The 19,719-nt window shown below is 47.2% G+C and carries 14 protein-coding genes; 12 read left to right on the forward strand and 2 right to left on the reverse strand.

The genetic code is table 11. The annotated features are described in order from the left end of the window. Positions 1-33: 33 nt before the first annotated feature. On the reverse strand, positions 34-1,365 hold the full coding sequence (locus tag ACTO17_RS07135; RefSeq protein WP_482557422.1) for an ABC transporter substrate-binding protein: 1,332 nt from the start codon (positions 1,363-1,365) through the stop codon (positions 34-36). Positions 1,366-1,808: 443 nt separating this feature from the next. Between ACTO17_RS07135 and ACTO17_RS07140 the strand changes: the two genes are divergently transcribed. From ACTO17_RS07140 to radA, 11 genes are all read left to right on the forward strand, one after another. Further along, the gene (locus ACTO17_RS07140; protein WP_482557423.1) at positions 1,809-2,765 is read left to right on the forward strand and encodes an L-lactate dehydrogenase; all 957 of its coding nucleotides are present in this window, start codon (positions 1,809-1,811) and stop codon (positions 2,763-2,765) included. 534 nt (positions 2,766-3,299) lie between these two features. Then, positions 3,300-5,270 (forward strand): endonuclease MutS2, encoded by a 1,971-nt coding sequence (locus ACTO17_RS07145; protein WP_482557424.1) that lies wholly within the window; start codon positions 3,300-3,302, stop codon positions 5,268-5,270. A gap of 143 nt (positions 5,271-5,413) precedes the next feature. Continuing rightward, positions 5,414-6,178, forward strand: a complete 765-nt coding sequence (locus ACTO17_RS07150; RefSeq protein ID WP_482557425.1) for an exodeoxyribonuclease III — start codon at positions 5,414-5,416, stop codon at positions 6,176-6,178. A gap of 107 nt (positions 6,179-6,285) precedes the next feature. Further along, a complete protein-coding gene (locus ACTO17_RS07155) occupies positions 6,286-7,320 on the forward strand; it encodes a nucleoid-associated protein (RefSeq protein ID WP_482557426.1) in 1,035 nt (344 codons plus the stop codon). A gap of 138 nt (positions 7,321-7,458) precedes the next feature. Beyond that, positions 7,459-8,505 carry a ComEC/Rec2 family competence protein gene (locus ACTO17_RS07160; protein WP_172538576.1) on the forward strand — a complete coding sequence of 349 codons (1,047 nt, stop codon included), beginning with the start codon at positions 7,459-7,461 and terminating at the stop codon, positions 8,503-8,505. A gap of 50 nt (positions 8,506-8,555) precedes the next feature. Beyond that, positions 8,556-9,596, forward strand: a complete 1,041-nt coding sequence (locus ACTO17_RS07165) for an acyltransferase family protein (protein WP_482557427.1) — start codon at positions 8,556-8,558, stop codon at positions 9,594-9,596. Between the two features lie 272 nt (positions 9,597-9,868). Continuing rightward, on the forward strand, positions 9,869-12,040 hold the full coding sequence (locus ACTO17_RS07170) for a cadherin-like beta sandwich domain-containing protein (protein ID WP_482557428.1): 2,172 nt from the start codon (positions 9,869-9,871) through the stop codon (positions 12,038-12,040). Between the two features lie 22 nt (positions 12,041-12,062). After that, positions 12,063-12,434, forward strand: coding sequence for a GntR family transcriptional regulator (locus ACTO17_RS07175; RefSeq protein WP_172538579.1), 372 nt, complete (start codon positions 12,063-12,065; stop codon positions 12,432-12,434). A gap of 12 nt (positions 12,435-12,446) precedes the next feature. Next, positions 12,447-14,903: an ATP-dependent Clp protease ATP-binding subunit gene (locus ACTO17_RS07180; RefSeq protein ID WP_482557429.1), complete on the forward strand. Its 2,457-nt coding sequence runs from the start codon at positions 12,447-12,449 to the stop codon at positions 14,901-14,903. 112 nt (positions 14,904-15,015) lie between these two features. Next, on the forward strand, positions 15,016-15,429 hold the full coding sequence (locus ACTO17_RS07185; protein WP_172538581.1) for an endosialidase: 414 nt from the start codon (positions 15,016-15,018) through the stop codon (positions 15,427-15,429). A gap of 9 nt (positions 15,430-15,438) precedes the next feature. Then, a complete protein-coding gene (radA, locus tag ACTO17_RS07190) occupies positions 15,439-16,809 on the forward strand; it encodes a DNA repair protein RadA (RefSeq protein WP_482557430.1) in 1,371 nt (456 codons plus the stop codon). A gap of 188 nt (positions 16,810-16,997) precedes the next feature. On the opposite strand, the gene ACTO17_RS07195 is transcribed toward radA, so the two are convergent. Next, positions 16,998-19,166, reverse strand: coding sequence for a heavy metal translocating P-type ATPase (locus tag ACTO17_RS07195; protein ID WP_482557431.1), 2,169 nt, complete (start codon positions 19,164-19,166; stop codon positions 16,998-17,000). A gap of 3 nt (positions 19,167-19,169) precedes the next feature. Between ACTO17_RS07195 and ACTO17_RS07200 the strand changes: the two genes are divergently transcribed. Then, the gene (locus ACTO17_RS07200; protein WP_482557432.1) at positions 19,170-19,463 is read left to right on the forward strand and encodes a hypothetical protein; all 294 of its coding nucleotides are present in this window, start codon (positions 19,170-19,172) and stop codon (positions 19,461-19,463) included. Positions 19,464-19,719 lie beyond the last annotated feature (256 nt).

The following is a 19,719-nucleotide window of genomic DNA, read 5'->3' on the forward strand; positions in this document are numbered from 1 at the left end:
GCGGGGCTTATGTGCTGTATCGTAAGACAGAGGTTATGGAGCGATTTCTGCCTGTAAGTTGTCAAGCTGTTCCTGAACGCTTTCGCCTAACAATGCGTTCTGTTCAGCACTGATAACGCCCTGTTTTACATCTGCCCATTCTGTCTTGGCAGTGGGATAGAATTTACAGCTGCCTACAATGTCAATCCACTCAGCCATGGATTCGTCTTTTGCTGCAAGTGTTTCGCCGCCGGTCTTGGTTGCTGGCAGGAAACCTTCCATCTCAACCCATGCAGAGTAACGTTCGTCCTCATAGAAGTAATCGAAGAAGGTCTTGATTGCTTCCAGTTCTTCGTCAGAATATTCGTTGTCGAAGCACATGAAACGGTCCATAACGCCGGCAGATACGGAAGTGCCGTTGTTGTTGGGGATAGGAGCCATGCCGTAGTTTACTTCATTGCCGCCGTCTTTTACATAAGTAGGAAGACTGTTGGGTGCAATCATCATAGCAACTTTGCCGGTTCCGAACATATCCTGCAAATCGTAACGTGTTTCATTGGCCGGGTCTGAATTGGTGTAGCCGTCTTTGATTAATTGAATTGCGTATTCAATTGCAGCTACGTTTTCCGGGCTGTTTAAGGTCCAGTTGCCGTCAGCGTCTGTGAAGTCGCCGCCGTTGTTCCAGATATAGTAAGCGAAAGCAGCCTGGCCTTCGTCTGTGGTCATATCAATACCCCATGGATAAACATCCGGATATTTCTCTTTAATCTTCTTGCAGGCTTCGGTAAGTTCATCCCATGTGGTAGGAGGAGCTGTAACGCCGGCGCCTTCTAAGATGTCTTTGTTGTAATACATTGCGCGTGCGGAAGCAAGGTCTGGAATCGCCCAGATGGTTCCGTCTACGTTGGACTGCTCTAAGAATGCTTCATACATCTTGCCGTAGGTCTCTTCAGAAACATAGTCCTGTGCCGGCAGGAGCAGGTCGTCTGCCTGATAATCTGCGAATACGTCGATATTCAGAATATCAGGAGCCTGATTGTTTGCAACGCGTGTGTTAACTGTGGTAGAAATATCATTCCAGGAAATAACTTCTACATTGATGTCGATGCCCGAATTGTCTTTTTCAAAATCAGTTTCAAAGGTTTTCCACCAGTCAGCGGTGTTCTGTCCGTATTGAGCTGCAATCACGCTGAGTTCTATTTTGTCGCCGCTTGCTTCTTCTTTGTCATCAGCCTCGGTATCGGCTTTGTCATCAGCCTCGGTCTGAGCGTCCTGCTTGTCATTTGATTCAGATGATGAGGGAGAACTGCCGCATGCCGCAACGGATAAAGCGGTTGCCATACTAAGTGTGAGTGCGATAAATTTTTTCAGAGTTTTCTTTTTCATGTTTCTCCTCCTCCTTAATGGAAAGCACTGTACCTGCCGAAAAAGGTTATCCGTTCTGTGCAGTATGCCTGAAATATATGCAAAATAACAATTATGCTGCATAGCCCCCGCAAATAATCATTGCAAATAGCACAAAAGATAGATAAAAAATATTCCGGTATATGTACAAAATGCTATAAAATTTAGTGACTTAATCTTAACATGTTATCGTCGATGTGTCAATATGGATTTTATACTGTTTTGAAAATATTTTTCATTATGAAAATTAACGAAAATGATCAATCAGTTTGAAACGGGCGATGAGGAAAAATAACATGGATGCTTCTGCGGCTTGACAGCCTGTAATAGCAAAACAGGAAAGAATAGCAGATACTCACAACGGGCATACTATGGAAACATTTTAAAAGTATTGAAACAATACCCGAAAAGGAGCGAATGCAGCAATGGAGAAACAAATCAATGCAAGAAAAGGAGCTGTCATCGGATGCGGATTCGTAGGGTCTGCCATCGCTTTTACCCTGATGCAGAGCAGGCTTTTTACAGAACTTGTGCTGCTGGACGTCAACTTTGACAAGGCAGACGGGGAAGCGAAGGATATTGCCCACGGAATTCCGTTTTCCGGACAGATGAAAATTTATGCCGGAACGTATGATGATATTGCAGACGCCGCCGTTCTTATTGTGACGGCAGGAGCCAACCAGAAGCCGGAGGAAACCAGGCTGGATCTGGTCAATAAAAATGTGGCTGTCTATCAGAGCATTATACCGGAAATAGCAAAACGGGAATTTCAGGGAATCCTTCTGGTGGTGTCCAATCCGGTGGATATCCTGACCTATGCAGCGGTAAAAATCGGCGGATTTCCGGAGCAGAGGGTGCTGGGCTCCGGCACAGTCCTTGATACGGCGCGGCTGAAATATGCCCTCAGCGAACATTTGCGGGTGGACAGCCGGAGCGTTCACGCATTTATTATCGGGGAACACGGAGACAGCGAGATTGCCGCCTGGAGCAGCGCAAATGTATCCGGCATTCCGGTGGATGATTTCTGCGAGATGCGCGGGCATTTTAATCATGAAGAAACCATGGACCGAATTGCAGAAAAGGTGAAAGACAGCGCTTATGAAATTATTTCCAAAAAGCAGGCCACTTATTATGGAATTGCCATGGCAGTGAAACGGATCTGTGAATGTATTGTCAGGGATGAAAAATCCATCCTGCCCGTGTCCTCTATGCAGCATGGGAATTATGGAATGGAAGGGATTGCCCTGAGCATGCCTGCAGTGGTGGGATTAAAGGGCGTGGAATCCCATGTGCCCATTGCCCTGGATGAGGAAGAAATGGAGATGCTGAAACGTTCGGCGGATACGCTGAAGGAAGTGATTGGGAGCTTGGATTTGTCTTAGAGCATTTTTCGAACACGCTCTGTTACTACAGCGAACAATCTATATTGCAATACACAGGAACTGCCGGATTGCCCTTTGGCTAAACAAACGGTTCAGGGGCGTATTGCGTGGGGCGAAATCCACTGCTAATGGAGTGTTAAATTTCATTTTGCCTTGACAGAAAATAATTTTACCGTTATACTGAACAAAAATAAATTTCAGGAGGAACATGTATGTTAAATGTAATTGTAATGGAGAATGCTGCAAAATAAATATTGCACAGGCAGGTGTTGTTTTGGTTCAGGCTTGAAGTCTGTCCAGTTTCAAACAGCGCAGACTGCCGTAATTTCGCCTTACAATTGCTGAATCATGATGTGAATTCTGTCCCTCAGTGGAATGCCTGACGCATTCCTGATGTTGTCGGAGATTAAGAGCATGGCTGTATGGCTGTGCTTTTTTTGTGCAGCAGGACGCCGGTGCCTGTCTCCTTTAGTCTGGGCCGTTGTCAGAAAAGCTTTGTAAGGCCAACCAGAATGGAAAAAGAAAGGATCAGCCATGAATTATGAATCACAAATCGAATTTGACAAAATAAAGGAATTATGGGCAAATCTTGCAGTGACAGAAGCTTCCAGAGACAAAATAAGAAATGCGTTTTTCTTTTTATCAGAAAGCGAATTGAGAAAACAAATCAAAGATACCACCAACAGCCGGAAGCTGATGGAGTGCTTCGGTGCGCCTCCCTTGCAGAATGCAGAGGAAATCAGGGAAATTCTGATGATTTCTCAGAAAGGAGACTGTCTGCTGCCCCGGCAGTTAGAACAGGCCGGAACATTTCTGGCTGCAGTCCGCCGGCTGAAAGATTATCTGAGCCGGGGAAAAGCTTATGAAAATCCTCTGGCCTACTATGAGGAAAATCTGGATTCCCTGGAAGAACTGGCAGGAGAAATCAGCCGGCAGATCCGAAATGAATCTGTGGACGATTACGCGTCCGGAGAGCTTTGCCAGATTCGCAGCCAGATGGTAAAATGCCGGGAAAAGATGAAACAGAAGGCGGAGCAGGTGATGCGCGCCAATAAAAATGTTATGGCCGACAATTACTGCACCCTCCGCAGCGGCAGGATATGCGTACCGGTAAAAAAAGAATACCGGATGAAAATACCGGGCAGTGTGATAGATAAATCGGCCACCGGAAACACATTGTTTATCGAGCCGAATGCCGTTGGAAGCTGCTATGAGGAACTGCAGCTATTAAACATTCGGGAAGAAAATGAAGTGTATCGGATTCTGTATACGCTCACCGTCATGGCTGCGGACGCCGCCCCAAAAATACAGGAAAATATCAGAATTATGGAGAAATTGGATTTTATCTTTTCCAAGGGAAAACTAAGCATGGACTTAAATGGCGCAGAACCAAAAATCAATACGGAGCGCAGGATTATTCTGAAAGATGCCAGACATCCGCTGATGGATGCCGGAATCAATGTGCCGTTGCAGTTTGAACTGGGCGGGGAAGTGCGGGGCATTGTAATTACCGGACCCAATACAGGGGGAAAAACGGTTGCAATCAAGACGGTAATGCTGAACTGCATGATGGCTCAGTGCGGGCTGCATCCTGCCTGTAAGGAAGCCGATATCTGCATGAATGATTCCTATTTGTGCTACATTGGCGACGGGCAGAATCTGACAGAGAATTTATCCACTTTTTCAGCCCACATTAAAAATGTACTGGAAATTCTGAAAGAAGCCGGCAAAGACAGCCTGATTATTATGGATGAATTAGGCTCCGGCACTGACCCGGCAGAGGGTATGGGCATTGCGGTAGCCGTGTTGGAGGAACTCCGAAAATCCGGGGCAAATTTCCTGGTTACCACCCATTATCCGGAAGTGAAGGAATATGCAAAGAAGGCCCGGGGCATGATCAATGCCAGAATGACTTTTGACAAAGAGACGCTCAAGCCCGCTTATCAGATGGTGCTGGGAGAAGCGGGGGAAAGCTGCGCTTTTCTGATTGCAGGCAGATTGGGGATGCCGGACGCAGTTCTTGAGACGGCAGTCCGGGCTGCTTATGGGGAAGAGGCAGTCCGGGCATACTGCAGCAACAAGAGGGGAGCCGTAGAAAATCCAGCCCCAAAGAACGGTTTTTTGGAATCATATTCTGCAGTGCAGCCGGAGGACGAAAAAGGTCAGGACGGCAGGAACCGAAATAAAATTATCAAAGCCAGGAAAAAACATCCGGCAGATTCCGTCCCGCGATACCAGACAGGAGACAGTGTGATGGTCTATCCTGATAAAAAAATCGGAATTGTCTGTATGCCGGCCAACGAAAAGGGCGTGTTAAGAGTGCAGATGCCCCATAAAAAAATATGGATTAACCACAAACGGGTAAAACTCCATGTGCCGGCCTCCCAGTTGTATCCGGAGGATTATGACTTTTCCATTTTGTTTGATTCGGTGGAACACCGGAAAGCCCGGCATAATATGGAGCGGAAATATACCGAAGAAATCATTCAGTACGAGGAGCTGTAATTGCCGAATCAAAGAAACAGGCAGTATATATGTCCGCAAACGGCGGTGCATACCGGCTTCAGGATGTTTTTGCAAAATAAAGGCAGACATGTTATAATCTATGAAAATTAAAAGATCCGTTATTAAAAAGGAGCATATCGCATATGAAGTTTATCTCATGGAATGTAAACGGCCTGCGGGCCTGTGTTCAGAAGGGATTTCTGGACTTTTTCAAAGAAATGAATGCAGACTTTTTCTGCATTCAGGAAACCAAGCTGCAGGAGGGCCAGATTTCCCTGGATTTGCCGAACGAGTATGAAGGCTACTGGAATTATGCCCGGAGGAAGGGGTATTCCGGTACGGCAATTTTTACAAAGCATAAGCCTCTGTCGGCAGCTTACGGAATAGGAATAGAGGAGCATGACACAGAAGGACGGGTCATTACGCTGGAATACGAGGATTTCTACCTTGTAACCTGTTATACCCCCAATTCCCAGAATGAACTGGCAAGGCTTCCTTACCGCATGGAATGGGAGCAGGCAATCCTTGCGTATCTGGACGGGCTGAAGGAGCAAAAATCTGTTATTTACTGCGGCGATCTCAATGTGGCTCATCAGGAGATTGATTTGAAGAATCCCAAAACCAATCGGAAAAATGCCGGATTTACCGATGAGGAAAGAGAGAAGTTCTCCAACCTTTTAAGTCACGGTTACGTGGATACGTTCCGGTATTTTTATCCGGAATTGGAGCAGGTATATTCCTGGTGGTCTTACCGGTTTAAAGCCCGGGAGAAAAATGCAGGATGGCGGATCGACTATTTTGTAGTGTCGGAGGATTTGAAGGACAGGCTGAAAGATGCGAAAATCCATACGCAGATCTTTGGTTCAGACCATTGTCCGGTGGAACTTGAGATAGAAGGAGAAAGCTGAATATCTGCGGCCAGGGAGAGTTGCTTTGGCGGTTAGGAACTGTTAAGAAATATTACTCCGGCGGATGTTTCTTAATGGTTCCTTAAATATTCAGGAAAGGAACAGAAATGGAAAAAGGAGAAATCAGGCTTCGGAAGGTTATCGTGCATATTTTGGATTCCACAGTGGGAGTGCCGGTTCTTTCCGACGCCCTGTTGGATTACGGTTCCGATTTCGGAGATTTTCTGCGGGAGCATATTTACCGGGTGGAAACTACAGATGAGAAGAAAACCTGTCAGTTTTGCAGGGAGGAATCCCAGGTATATCAAAAGATAGCCGCTTTTGCGGAATCCGGATTGGAGGAGGAAACATTTATAGAAATCAGCCGGAATATGGCTGCCTGGCTGTATGAAATTATGAATCAGAATATTGAGATTCCACAGGCGGATTTTGTGGTGGTTCTGTTTGAAGCAAAACTGGGAATGTATCTTGCGCTGCTGAAAATGGATTACAGAACCTCCTATACCCATCAGACCCACTCTGATGCATTTGGAAATGCCAATGAGATTATTAAATTTCGGGCGATCCTTCCCACAGAAACCCAGAAATTATCAGAGGCTGCAATCATCAGTCTGTCAGATTTCACGGTTTTTCTGACAGAGAAAAAATATCCTGTTAACGGCGTAAAAACCAATTATTTTTCAAAAATATTTTTAAACTGCAGCGGAGCCCTGTCTCCCAAAACCCAGCTTTCCATTGTTACCCGGGCCATTGACACGGTGCAGAAAAAGTATTGTAATGAGGGGGAGCAGTTTGAGGCGCAGATGGAAACCAAGCAGATTATACACAGCCAGTTAGCGGAAACAGGCGCAGTGTCTGTGCCCTTTGTACTGGATCAGGTTTTTAAGGAAAAAGAAGAGTACAAAGAAGAAGTGCAGGAAAAACTGGAGAAGTATCAAATGGGGCCGGATGTGAGAATTGAACCTCAGGCGGAGAGCACAGCCAGAAAATTTGGAAAGCAGCACCTGACCACAGATACCGGAGTGGAAATTAAAATTCCTATGGAACAGTATCAGGATGGGGAGCATATTGAATTTATCACCAATCCGGATGGAAGCATTTCGATTTTAATCAAAAATGTGGGGCGTATTACCTCCAAATAACAGCCAGATCATTTGGATTTACCGCTGTTATGAAAGGAAACTTTATTGAAAAACTTAAAAGTATATTAATTCTGCCGCGGCGCTCTGGGAATCTGCTCCCTGATGCAGTATCATAATGGTATCAGGGAGGTTGTCAGAATGAAAAGGAAAGCGGTAATTAAAGAAGCAGGTTTTATAGCTGCAGCGATAATTTTTATGGCGGCGGCAATCGGAGGAATCTGGAAAGTAAACTCCAAAACCAACCGTCTCCATGAGGCGGTCCGCCAGTTTGAGTCCATACAGGAAAATATGCAGAAGGAATGGCAGAAAGCATCCGCGCAGAGCGGCAGTCAGGTCAGCAGCTATATTCCGGATTTGAAGCCTCATAAAGAAGGGTGGAAAATCACTCAGTTTGGCGACGTTATGCAGCAGCAGGAAATGTGTTATACGATAACCACGGACACCGGGCTTGTGATTGTGGACGGCGGACAGGCTTATGAAGAAGAAAAGCTGCGGGAAATCATTGCAACGTACGGCAATCATGTGGAAGCATGGATTCTGACCCATCCCCATCCGGACCATATAACATCCTTTTTAAATATTTATGAAGATCTTCAGGGAATTCAGATTCACCATGTTTATACCATCCAACTGCCGGATATGGAAACTCTTAAGAAAAATGCATCCTGGGAAGATTACAGTGATTTGGAGCGGTTCCGTTCTTTGGATATCCCCGGTCTGGAATATCTGCACAAAGGTGACAGGATACATGTGCTGGGACTGGAGCTGGAGGTGCTCAGCGCGTATGATGAAACAATTGATAAGCTGTCCAATGATTTGATGAACGACGGTTCTTTGCTGTTTCGGGTAAAGGGCAGAGAGGAATCCATGTTATTCTGCGCCGATGTGGGAAGCGCGGGAGGCAGGACGGATAAAGTCAGAAAACGCATGACGGAATATCTGGTGGAAACGTACGGGGACAGCTTAAAGTCCGATTATGTTCAGATGGCTCATCACGGTTTTCAGGGGCTTGGCCGGGAGTTTTATGAAAAGGTAGATCCGAAAGCAGCCTTTTTTGACGCTCCTTACTGGCTGATGAACGGAGAGTCTGAATTCAGCTCCAAAGAGAAGGAGGACATGATTCTGGATATGGGAAAAACGGTATACAGCTATTACACCGCGCCCAATCAGATTTTGCTGAAATAACATTGTACAAAAAAGAGGTTTTCTTGTATAATGGAACAAGGGGTGAAGAAATGATTTTATTTTTCGCAGCGCTTATGCTTCTTGCCGTCCTGGGGCTTCGGAGGGCAGATGGCGGATCACGGTTTTATATGTCCGTGGAAATGACAGGCAGCATCAAAGGATTTTTTCTTGTAATGGTGTTTTTTACCCATATCTGGACTTACACAGAATTTTCAAATGCATATCTGGATCGCCCTTACCAGGTTCTCAGACAGATTGGGCAGTGCATTGTGGTGATGTTTCTTTTTTATTCCGGTTATGGAGTGATGGAATCCATCAAAGGGAAAGGACAGGCATATGTCAGGCAGCTTCCCCGGCAAAGATTTTTGAAGGTGCTACTGCAGTTTGACTGTGCCATGTTTTTGTTTTTGGCATGCAGGTATCTGGAGGGAGCCCGTTACAGCCTGAAAAAAGTGCTGTTGGTCTTTACCGGTTGGGACAGTGTGGGGAACAGCAATTGGTATGTGTTCTGCATTCTGTGGCTGTATCTGTTTACGTATGCGTCCTTTCGGATTTGCAAAGAAAGCCATGTAAAGGCGGCCATGGGAGTGCTTTTGCTGTCTTTAGCGTACATTGCTGTTTTGCGGCTGCTGGGAAAAGAGGACTGGTGGTATAATACCGCTTTATGTTATTCCTGGGGAATGCTGTTTTCCCTGTATCGTACCAGAATAGAAAAGCTGGTGAACCGGAACTGGGGAACCTGGGCGCTGACGCTTTTGCTGTTTGCAGCCGGATATCTGTCTGTGTATTTCATAGGAAATGAGCATTTTGCCGTATACCAGTGGTGGATATTCACCTTTGCCGGACTGACGGTGGTATTTACCATGAGGATTGTGATAGACAGCCGGCCTTTGCAATGGCTTGGCAGAAATTTGTTCGGACTGTATATTCTGCAGAGACTTCCGATGATTATGCTGAAACCCTTTCTGCTGACAGGCGAACCCTCCGATCTGAGGAAATACGGATATGTCATTCTCTGCTTTGGGATTACTTTGGTTCTTGCAGTGGCCTTCCGGGAAACGGCGGGGCGGATGGTGGATAAATGGCTATAGCGAACAATCTGTATTTCGATACACAGGGACTGCCGCATTAAGAAATGCAACTACAGGATATGGTAGCTTGTAGTTGCATTTCTTAATGCTGCAGTCCCGTTTGGCATAAGCATCTGCAGAATCCAATGCTTTTATTTTCATAACCCTTGACAATATGGGATCAGGAAAATTATAATGGTATTTAATCATGGGGCAGTATGCCATAAGAAGCAATAAAGATTAAAATATAGAAGGAACCATGACAGATTTTGAACAGAAGAAAGGTGTGGAATATGAAAAGAACAAAACAGATTACAGGCATTTTATTATCATTCCTGTTGCTGTTTGGCCTGTTTGCGCCAATGACGGCCCATGCAAGCGGAACAGTGACTATTTCGGTAACTTCGTCCACAGTAGGCGTGGGAGATACCGTAACGGTAACTGCCTGGGCGTCAGGCCCCAACGGAGAAGCAGCCATTGCCAAAATGGGATTTAATTACGACAGCGGGAAATTCTCCTTCGTAAGCTGCAGCGAGGCAGATTATACAGGCGGCAGTGACGGCTATGTTGGAGTGAGCGGAAACAACGTGTCCATTACGCTGAAAGCAACGGCAGCGGGAATTGCCTCTGTTACCGTCAGCGGTTCCAACGGTGTAAGCGTCAGTGACGGAACAGTGGAATACGGAGAGCTTACAGCAGGAGGCACCAAGATTACGATAAATGAAGGAACCGGCGCAGGAAATAATGAAACAGAGAATGGGGATACTAACAGCGAAACAGATAACGCCAACAAATCAGAAGACAACAGCCTTGCATCCCTGTCTATTTCTCCAGGTACGCTGTCTCCGGCTTTTCAATATTCTGAAACAAATTATACTGCAGCCGTAGCAGAAGATGTCACAAGCGTTACGGTGAATGCAAAACCCTCCAATGAGAAGGCGAAGGTGGAATCCATCACCGGGGCAGATAATCTGCAGCCGGGACAGAATACGGTCAGCATTGTGGTGAAAGCAGAAAACGGAAGCGTTGCTACCTATAAGATTATAGTGACCAGAGGCGGAGAAGGCGCTGCAGCTTTGGAGACTCCTCCGGAAACTCAGGATGAGACAGTTTCCCAGGAAAATCCCCAGGGAATTACCATTAACGGGCATCCCTTTGATTTGGCAGAGGCAATTCCGGAGGATGCGGTGCCCCAGGATTTTACGAAAACAACAGTAACCTGCCAGGGAAAACAGGTAGAGGGACTGCAGTTTGACAAAGGCGCGCTGAAACTGGTTTACCTTACTACACCCAGCACTGAAGTAAAAAATACCCTTGCAGTTTTTGATGAAGCAAGCGGAAGCCTTTACCAGTTCCGCAAAGTAGCAATCGGAGAAAAATATATCATTTTATTAGATCCTCCGGCAGAACCGGGGCTTTCCCCGGATTATACCCGCACAGCAGCGGCGGTGGAGGGATTTGAAAATGTTCCTGTATTTGTAAAAGGAGAGGCCGCGCCGGCAGCAGCGCCGGAGGGAGAAGCCGCAAATCCGGAAGGAGAGACTGCAAATCCGGAAGGAGAGACTGCAAATCCGGAAGGAGAAGCTGCAAATCCGGAAGAGACAGCCGCAAATCCGGAAGGGACAGCCGCAAATCCGGAAGGAACAGCAGAGTTTTCCCTGGTATACGGCGTCAGCAGTTTTGGAAACATGGGCTGGTATCAGTATGATACGGCAGAAGGATTTTTTCAGCGGTATGTCCAGACCAAAGCTGTACAGGAAACGCCCCAGGAGGAGGGAGAGACAGACAGCAGTGTGGAAATGCAGAGCCTTCAGAATGCATATAAAGATTTGGAAGAACAGTTAAATGAGAAGAAATCCAGCTCCAGGAAAACAACGGCTATTATGGTATTTGTGATTGCTGTGCTGCTGGTGGTGATTGTCAATCTGATTCTGCGGGGCAGACCGGGAGATTACGATGAAGATGAGGACGATCTTTTTGAGGACGCCCCCAAACCGAAGAAAAGAACCAAGGTGAGCCAGGAAACCAGGCCCATGCCTTTCTCAAAACAGGAAACCAGGAAAAAGCAGGATACACTGGCTGAGCCGATTTCCCGGAAAAAATCCGAATATCCGGCGGCCTCCGGTTCCCAGAAGAAACCAGAACAGACCGGTCTTTCCGGCGCCCAGAGAAAGTCAGAACAAGCCGGCGGTCCCGGTTCCCGAAGAAAATCAGAGATGCCGGCCATGCCCAAGATACCGGATTTGCCCAAAATGCCTGAGATGCAGAAAGCGCCGAAAGCCTCTGTGCCGCCCAGAATGCCGGAAACGCCGGCAGCGCCTTCCAAGACAGAGGTACCGCCGGTTCCGGCTATGCGCAAAAAGCCTGCGGCTCCGGCAGCGTCCAGAAAGCCGGCGCCTTCCGCAGCTCCGAAAGCGCCGGAAGGAAAGGATGATTTTGAAGTGATAGATCTGGAAGATTTGTAGGAATCAGGATTACAGGAGACATATGTATATAGAGATTGATTTTAACAGTGACGAGGCAATTTATATGCAGCTTCGCAATCAGATTGTGCTGGGAATTGCCACCAATCAGTACCAGGAGGGAGAATCCCTTCCTTCGGTGCGCCAGCTTGCCGAGAGCATCGGAATTAACATGCATACCGTAAATAAAGCATATCATGTATTGCGGCAGGAAGGGTTTATCCGCCTGGACCGCAGAAACGGAGCTGTTATTTTTCTGGAAGAAGATAAGAGTCAGGCAATTTCAGAAATGAGAGAGACTTTTCAGGTGATACTGGCGAAAGCAGTCTGCAAAAATATTTCCAGGAAAGAGATACATCAGTTGATAGATGAGATATTTGATGAATATGAATCGTAACAGGAGGAACTAATGCATAAAAAGTATACATCCCAGGCGGGAAAAGTTCTGGAGCTGGCTGCAAAGCTGTCCAGAAAGCTTCAGCACAATTATCTAGGCACGGAACATATTCTGGCAGGGCTGCTGCAGGAGAGAAGCGGAGTGGCAGCCAGAGTTCTGACGGAGAATCATCTGGAGGAAAAGAAGCTTCTGGAACTGATCGAGGAGTTGATTTCCCCGGGAGAGGGGACGGTTCTGTTGGATGCAGACGGATATTCCCCCAGAACCCAGAGAGTTCTGGAAACTGCGGAAAAAGAAGCGGAGCATTTCAGCAGCGATGAAATCGGCACGGAACATCTCTTGCTTGCCATTATGAAAGAAAATGAGTCTGCGGCGGTGCGGCTCTTAAATACCATGAGCGTAAATCTGCAGAAATTATATATTGATCTGTTGGTGGCTATGGGCGAAGAAGGCAGTTATTCCAGGGAAGAGCTGAAATCCGCGAGAGGAAGAAAACGAAATCTGGAAGCTACGCCGGTATTGGATCAGTACTCCAGAGATTTGACAAGGCTTGCCCTGGAGGGAAAACTGGACCCGGTAATCGGCCGGGAAGAGGAGATCCGCCGTGTGATTCAGATTTTAAGCAGGCGGGGAAAGAACAATCCCTGTCTGATCGGCGAGCCGGGAGTGGGGAAAACAGCCATTGCAGAAGGACTTGCACAGCAGATTTCCTTAGGGCTGGTTCCGGAATCTGTAGCCAGAAAACGGGTGATTACGCTGGATCTTTCCAGTATGATTGCCGGTTCTAAATACCGGGGAGAATTTGAAGAGCGTATCAAGAAAGTCATACGGGAAGTGATCGGAGCCGGCAATATTTTACTGTTTATGGATGAGCTTCACACAATGATCGGAGCCGGCGGCGCAGAGGGGGCAATGGATGCGTCCAATATTCTGAAACCTTACCTTGCCAGAGGTGAAATTCAGATGATAGGAGCCACCACTGTAGAAGAATACCGGAAATATATCGAAAGAGATGCGGCGCTGGAGCGGAGATTTCAGCCGGTTATGGTAGAAGAGCCTTCAGCGGAGGATGCGGTGGAGATATTAAAGGGGCTCCGCAGATTTTACGAAAAGCATCATCAGGTGGTGATTACCGACGAAGGATTAGAAGCGGCAGTCCGGCTTGCGGATCGGTATATTTCGGATCGTTTTCTGCCGGATAAGGCCATTGACCTGATGGATGAGGCGGCGGCAAAAGTGCGTTTGGAAGGGGTAAAAACCTCCACCAATTTACAGGATATCCGAATTGAAATCAACCGTGTAACCGATGAGATGGAAGAAGCTATCCAGAAAATGGAAATCAAAACAGCCTCAGAGCTGCGGAAAGAAAAAGAAGCTCTCCAGGCGGAATATGATAAAATTCAGAAAAAAGCCAGAAAATCCATGAAACGCAGAAAAGCAGAAGTAGGGGAGAATGAGATTGCAGAGGTGGTGGCTCAGTGGACAAAGATTCCGGTTAAAAAGCTTGCCGAAGAAGAATCCGCCAAACTGCGGAAGCTGGAAGCTGTCCTTCACAAACGCGTCATTGGCCAGGAAGAAGCGGTGTCAGCGGTGGCAAAGGCGGTGCGAAGAGGCAGGGTGGGTCTGAAAGATCCCAACCGCCCCATTGGATCATTTCTGTTTCTGGGGCCTACCGGCGTAGGAAAAACAGAAATCTCCAAAGCTCTGGCTGAGGCCGTATTCGGCACAGAGGAGTCCATGATACGGGTGGATATGTCCGAATACATGGAAAAACACAGTGTTTCAAAAATGATTGGTTCGCCGCCCGGGTACGTAGGTTATGACGAAGGCGGACAGTTAAGCGAGAAGGTAAGGAGAAATCCTTATTCCGTGATTTTGTTTGACGAGATTGAAAAGGCCCACCCGGATGTATTTAATATTTTACTGCAGGTGTTGGATGACGGGCATATCACAGACGCCCAGGGACGGAAAATCAATTTTAAAAATACCATTATTATCATGACTTCCAATGCAGGCGCCCAGTCCATCATTGAGCCGAAGGCTCTGGGGTTTGCTTCCGTAGAGGATGCAAAGCACAATTACGATCGGATGAAGGACAGTGTCATGGAAGAGGTAAGAAGAATTTTCAAACCGGAATTTTTAAACCGGATTGATGAAACAATTGTTTTCCATGCACTGACAAAAGAAGATATGAAAAAGATTGTGACCCTTATGACCAAAACACTGGTGGATCGCTGCAAAAAGCAGATGGGAATTGAACTTCGCATTACCGGAACTGTAAAAGGTTATATTGTGGATACCGCATACGAACCGAAATACGGCGCGCGGCCCCTGCGCAGAATGATTCAGAACAAGATTGAAGACAGTCTGGCAGAGGAAATTTTATCCGGCCGCATTAAGCAGGGAGATTTTGTGGAAGCAGCCATGCATAAAAAAGAGGTTTCCTTTACCGTAAAAAAAGAAAAATAAAAGGAAATATTACTGGTAAAACAGCAGGATTTATTATATAATTAATACTGACTCCATCCAACCGGATGGGGTACTGGAAATACGGACAAGATTTCAACAGGAGGATAAAAGAATGGCTGTAGTAGAGGAATTGATTCGTACAGAGAACAATGAGACCTTAAGTTTTGGGAATTACAAGCTGGCCGCAAAGTCCAAGCTGGACAATTATGAATTTGGCGGTGATTTATATAAGGTAAAGACCTTCAAGGAGATTACCAAGCTGGAACGGAATGGAATGTTTGTATATGAATCTGTGCCTGGAACTGCCGTAAGCGGGCTTCATGTGACAGACAGCGGCATTGAGTTTCAGGTTGAGGGGCCGGAGGACGCACAGATTACACTGGAGCTGGAAGAGCAGGCAGAGTATCAGGTAACCGTGGGCGGAGTGAATGCCGGGAATATGAAGACCAACCTGGGCGGAAAGCTGAGTCTCAGCGTAGAACTCAGCGAGAACGCTCCCGTTTCTGTTCAGATTACAAAAGCTTAGATAATATTTATGGCAAAAGGGAAAAAAGTTACGGTATATTTCTGCCAGTCCTGCGGGTATGAATCCTCCAAATGGATGGGCCAGTGCCCGGGCTGCCGGGAATGGAATACCTTTGTGGAGGAAGCTGTAGAGAAAAAAGCTGCGGGAAAGCTCAAGCCTGTTTCCGGAGGAACTGAGGAGTTAAAGCCTTCCAAAATTTCTGAAATAGATATGCAGTCCAAAGAGCGTATGGAAACAGGCTTTACAGAACTGGATCGGGTGCTGGGAGGCGGAATTGTCCCCGGCTCGCTGGTACTGGTAGGCGGTGATCCCGGCATCGGGAAATCTACGCTGCTGCTGCAGGTATGCCGGAATCTGGCCGAGACAATGGAGGTATTGTATATTTCCGGAGAGGAATCTCTGCAGCAGATCAAAATGCGGGCGCAGCGGATCGGGCGATTTTCCGATGGCCTGCAGTTGTTTTGCGAAACAGGGATGGAACGGATTGAACAGGTGGTGGAACGGCAGAAGCCAAAGGTTGTTATCATTGATTCCATTCAGACCATATACAGTGATGAAGTGGCAAGTGCGCCGGGAAGCGTTTCCCAGGTGCGGGAAACCACCGGGCATCTTCTTAAGATTGCCAAAGGAACAGGAACCACCATTTTTATTGTGGGCCATGTGACCAAGGAAGGGGTAGTGGCAGGTCCCAGGGTACTGGAGCATATGGTGGATACAGTTCTTTATTTTGAAGGGGACCGCCATGCTTCATACCGGGTGCTGCGGGGCGTGAAAAACCGTTTCGGCTCCACCAATGAAATCGGCGTTTTTGAGATGCGGGAAGAGGGCCTGGCAGAAGTGATGAATCCTTCCGAGTTTATGCTGAACGGAAAGCCCAAAGGCGCTTCCGGCTCTGTGGTTGCCTGTACCATGGAAGGCACCAGGCCCATATTGGCGGAGATTCAGGCGCTGGTCTGCCGCAGTAATTTTGGGATACCCAGAAGAACGGCGGCAGGAACCGATTTGAACCGTGTCAATCTCTTAATGGCAGTGTTGGAAAAGCGGGCGGGACTGTCCTTATCGGCCTGTGATGCTTATGTTAATATTGCAGGCGGGATCAGAATGAACGAACCGGCGATGGATTTAGGAATTGTTATGGCCCTTGCCTCCAGTTTCCGGGACATTGCGGTGGACGAGAAAACCATCTGTTTCGGGGAAGTAGGATTAAGCGGAGAAGTCCGGGCAGTCAGTATGGCTCAGCAGCGGGTGACAGAAGCCGGAAAACTTGGATTTGAAACGTGTATTCTGCCCAAAGTTTCCATTCCTGGCCTGACAGACGCCAAAGGCGTTAAGATTGTGGGAGTGGGAAATATCCGGGAAGCCATCGGGCAGATTATGTAAAAGAAAAGTTCAGGAACTGTTGGAAGAGAAAGAGAAGTCCAACAGTTCCTGAATTTTTTGTCTTAAGCGCTGATTCTTCACAGCGCTGCTTAAAGTCAGTATAGTTATTACTATTACTCCGGCGGTTAAAATTCGTCGATATTTAACCGCCGGAGTAATAACATGTTTAAAATATATCCAACAGAATATTACCGCCGCCCATATAAAATCCGAATGGAATTCAAAACGCACAGCATGGCAACGCCGCTGTCTGCAAATACTGCCATCCACATGGAAGCGTGGCCGGCCAGTCCCAGAATCATAACAAGGGCTTTCACAGCCAGGGCAAAAACAACATTCTGCCATGCAATCCGGTTGGTGGACTTTGCAATGGAAATAGAAGCGGGAACCGCATGCATGTTAGAAGTCATGAACACCACGTCTGCCGCTTCAATGGCGGCGTCCGCACCGCTTCCCATAGCTGCCCCCACATCTGCGCCGGCCAGAACGGGAGCGTCGTTGATGCCGTCTCCCACAAACATGACGGCGCCGTTGTTTTTGCGTATTTCCCGAAGCTTTGTCAGCTTATCTTCCGGCAGCAGTTTGGCATGCACCTGCTGGATGCCGGTTTCTGAGGCAACAGCTCTGGCGCTTTCCAATCTGTCTCCGGTCAGCATGGCAGTTGTGATATGAAGCTGTTTTAAACGGCCCACAGCCTCGGCGGCCTCCGGTTTCACAGTGTCTGCAATCAGCAGGCATCCTGCCAGACGGCCGTTTTGGGCAAGCAGAACTTCGGTGCCATAGCTGTTCTGGCTGAATCCGGACAAATCAATCTGGAATTTTTCCATTAACTTTCGGTTTCCGGCCAGTGTTTCGCCGGAGGACAGTATAGCCTGGATTCCATGTCCCGCAATTTCTTTTAAAGAAGCCGCTTCTTCCAGAGTAAGGTTTTTCTCCCGGGCGGCAGTGGTGATGCTGATGCCGATAGGGTGCGTGGAATGCTGTTCCAGACAGGCGCAGAGCGTAAGAACTTCTTCTTCTGTATAATTCTGAAAAGGTATGATTTTCTGCAGCGCAAAGTTTCCCTCAGTAACAGTGCCGGTTTTGTCCATCACAACAGTGGAAATGCGGTTCAGAGCCTCGATGGAAACTCCTCCCTTGAACAGAATGCCTTTCTTTGAGCCGGCGCCGATTCCGGAAAAAAACGCAAGGGGTACGCTTAATACCAGTGCGCAGGGGCAGCTGATAACAAGAAATGTCAGCGCCGTATAAATCCAGTGATTCCAGTTCCCGGTTATCAGGGAAGGAATGATGGCAGTGGCAAGCGCGGCAGCCACCACAAAAGGCGTGTATATCCTGGAAAATCTGGTAATAAACCGATCGATTTTGGGCTTGCTTGCAGCGGCATTTTCCACAGAATCCAGAATGCGGGTTACCATGGAATGTTCTAAGGTCTGTTCCACACGGATTTTCAGCTGACCGGAGGTGTTGATGCATCCGGAGGTGACAGCATCTCCTATGGAGGCTTTGACCGGAACAGGTTCGCCGGTGATGGGTGACGTATCCAGACGGCTTTCTCCGTCAATTACAGTGCCATCCAGCGGAATCCGGTCACCGGGGCGGACAAGCAGGACATCCTGCGGTTTTGCCTCTTCTGCGGGAATTTCTTTTGTTCCGGTTTCCGTTACAAGGGTAACCACTTCCGGCCGCAGGTCTACTGCCTCCATAATCTGGGAACGGCTGCGGGAGACAGCAGCCTCTTCAAAATATTCCCCGATCCGGTAAAACAGCATAACGCCCACAGCTTCCGGAAAGTTTCCGATGGCGAATGCGCCGATAGTCGCAAGGCTCATCAGGAAATTTTCATCAAAAATCTGGCCTTTACATAAATTTTTGAGAGCTGTCAGAACAATCTGGCCGCCGAGAATCAGGTAGGAAATCACATAAATGACAGAGGTCAGAAGAGAGCCTCCTCCATGTAGATGTTCCAGAATTTCTCCGGCAGCAAAAAGAAGGGCTCCTGTTATAATGAAAGCAAGCTCCAGCTGCTGTTCTGAAAACTGGTGTTTGCCTGCCGCTTCTGCTTTTGAATTCTGAAGAGCTTTTTTTCCTTTCTCAGAAGCCTGCTGCCTGCGCACCACGACTTCCGGTTCAATGGAAGCGCAGATTTCCTGGAATTGTCTGAGCAAAGATTCTTCTTTGCCTGCCGCTTCCGGTTTGATGAATACTCGAAGCTGTTTGGTGGCAAAAGTAAGAACCGCAGCATTGATCTCGGGAAGCTCATTGATACGGCGTTCCATTTTGGCAGCACAGTTGGCGCAGCCTAAATTGTCCACCAGGCAGGTGAACTGGATGCCGCTGACTGTGCCGGAGTCCAATTGATGCTGGTGATTCTCCGTATGCTGCTGTTCATCATGTTGATGCCCGCAGGAACAATGTTCGTGGTGTTCATGTGGATGCTCATGCTGATGTTGATGCCCGCAGGAACAATGTTCGGAGTGTTCATGTGGATGCTCATGCCCGCAGGAACAATGTTCGGAGTGTTCATGTGGATGCTCATGCCCGCAGGAACAATGTTCGGAGTGTTCATGTGGCTGCTCATGTCCGCAGGAGCAGCCTTCATTATAATGGTTATGGTTTGTATTATCCTTCATGGATGCATTCCTCCTGAATAAATTATTATGGTCAACGGGAAATTGTATATACATGAATAATTGTTCATATGTATATTAAATCATATTATCTCAAGTTTGTCAATATAGTTCCGGTTTTTATTCTAAATGGAAGAAGTCTGTGCTTTAAATTAAGGAAAGAAGGCCGGTTTAAAAATAAAGGTGAATTGAAAAAGTAAATTCCACTTTGTAAGATTAAATTCCGCTTTGAAAAAGTAAATTCAATAGGAATACAGAAAAAAAGAGATTTCATATAGAA

This window comes from Petralouisia sp. (assembly GCF_056822245.1).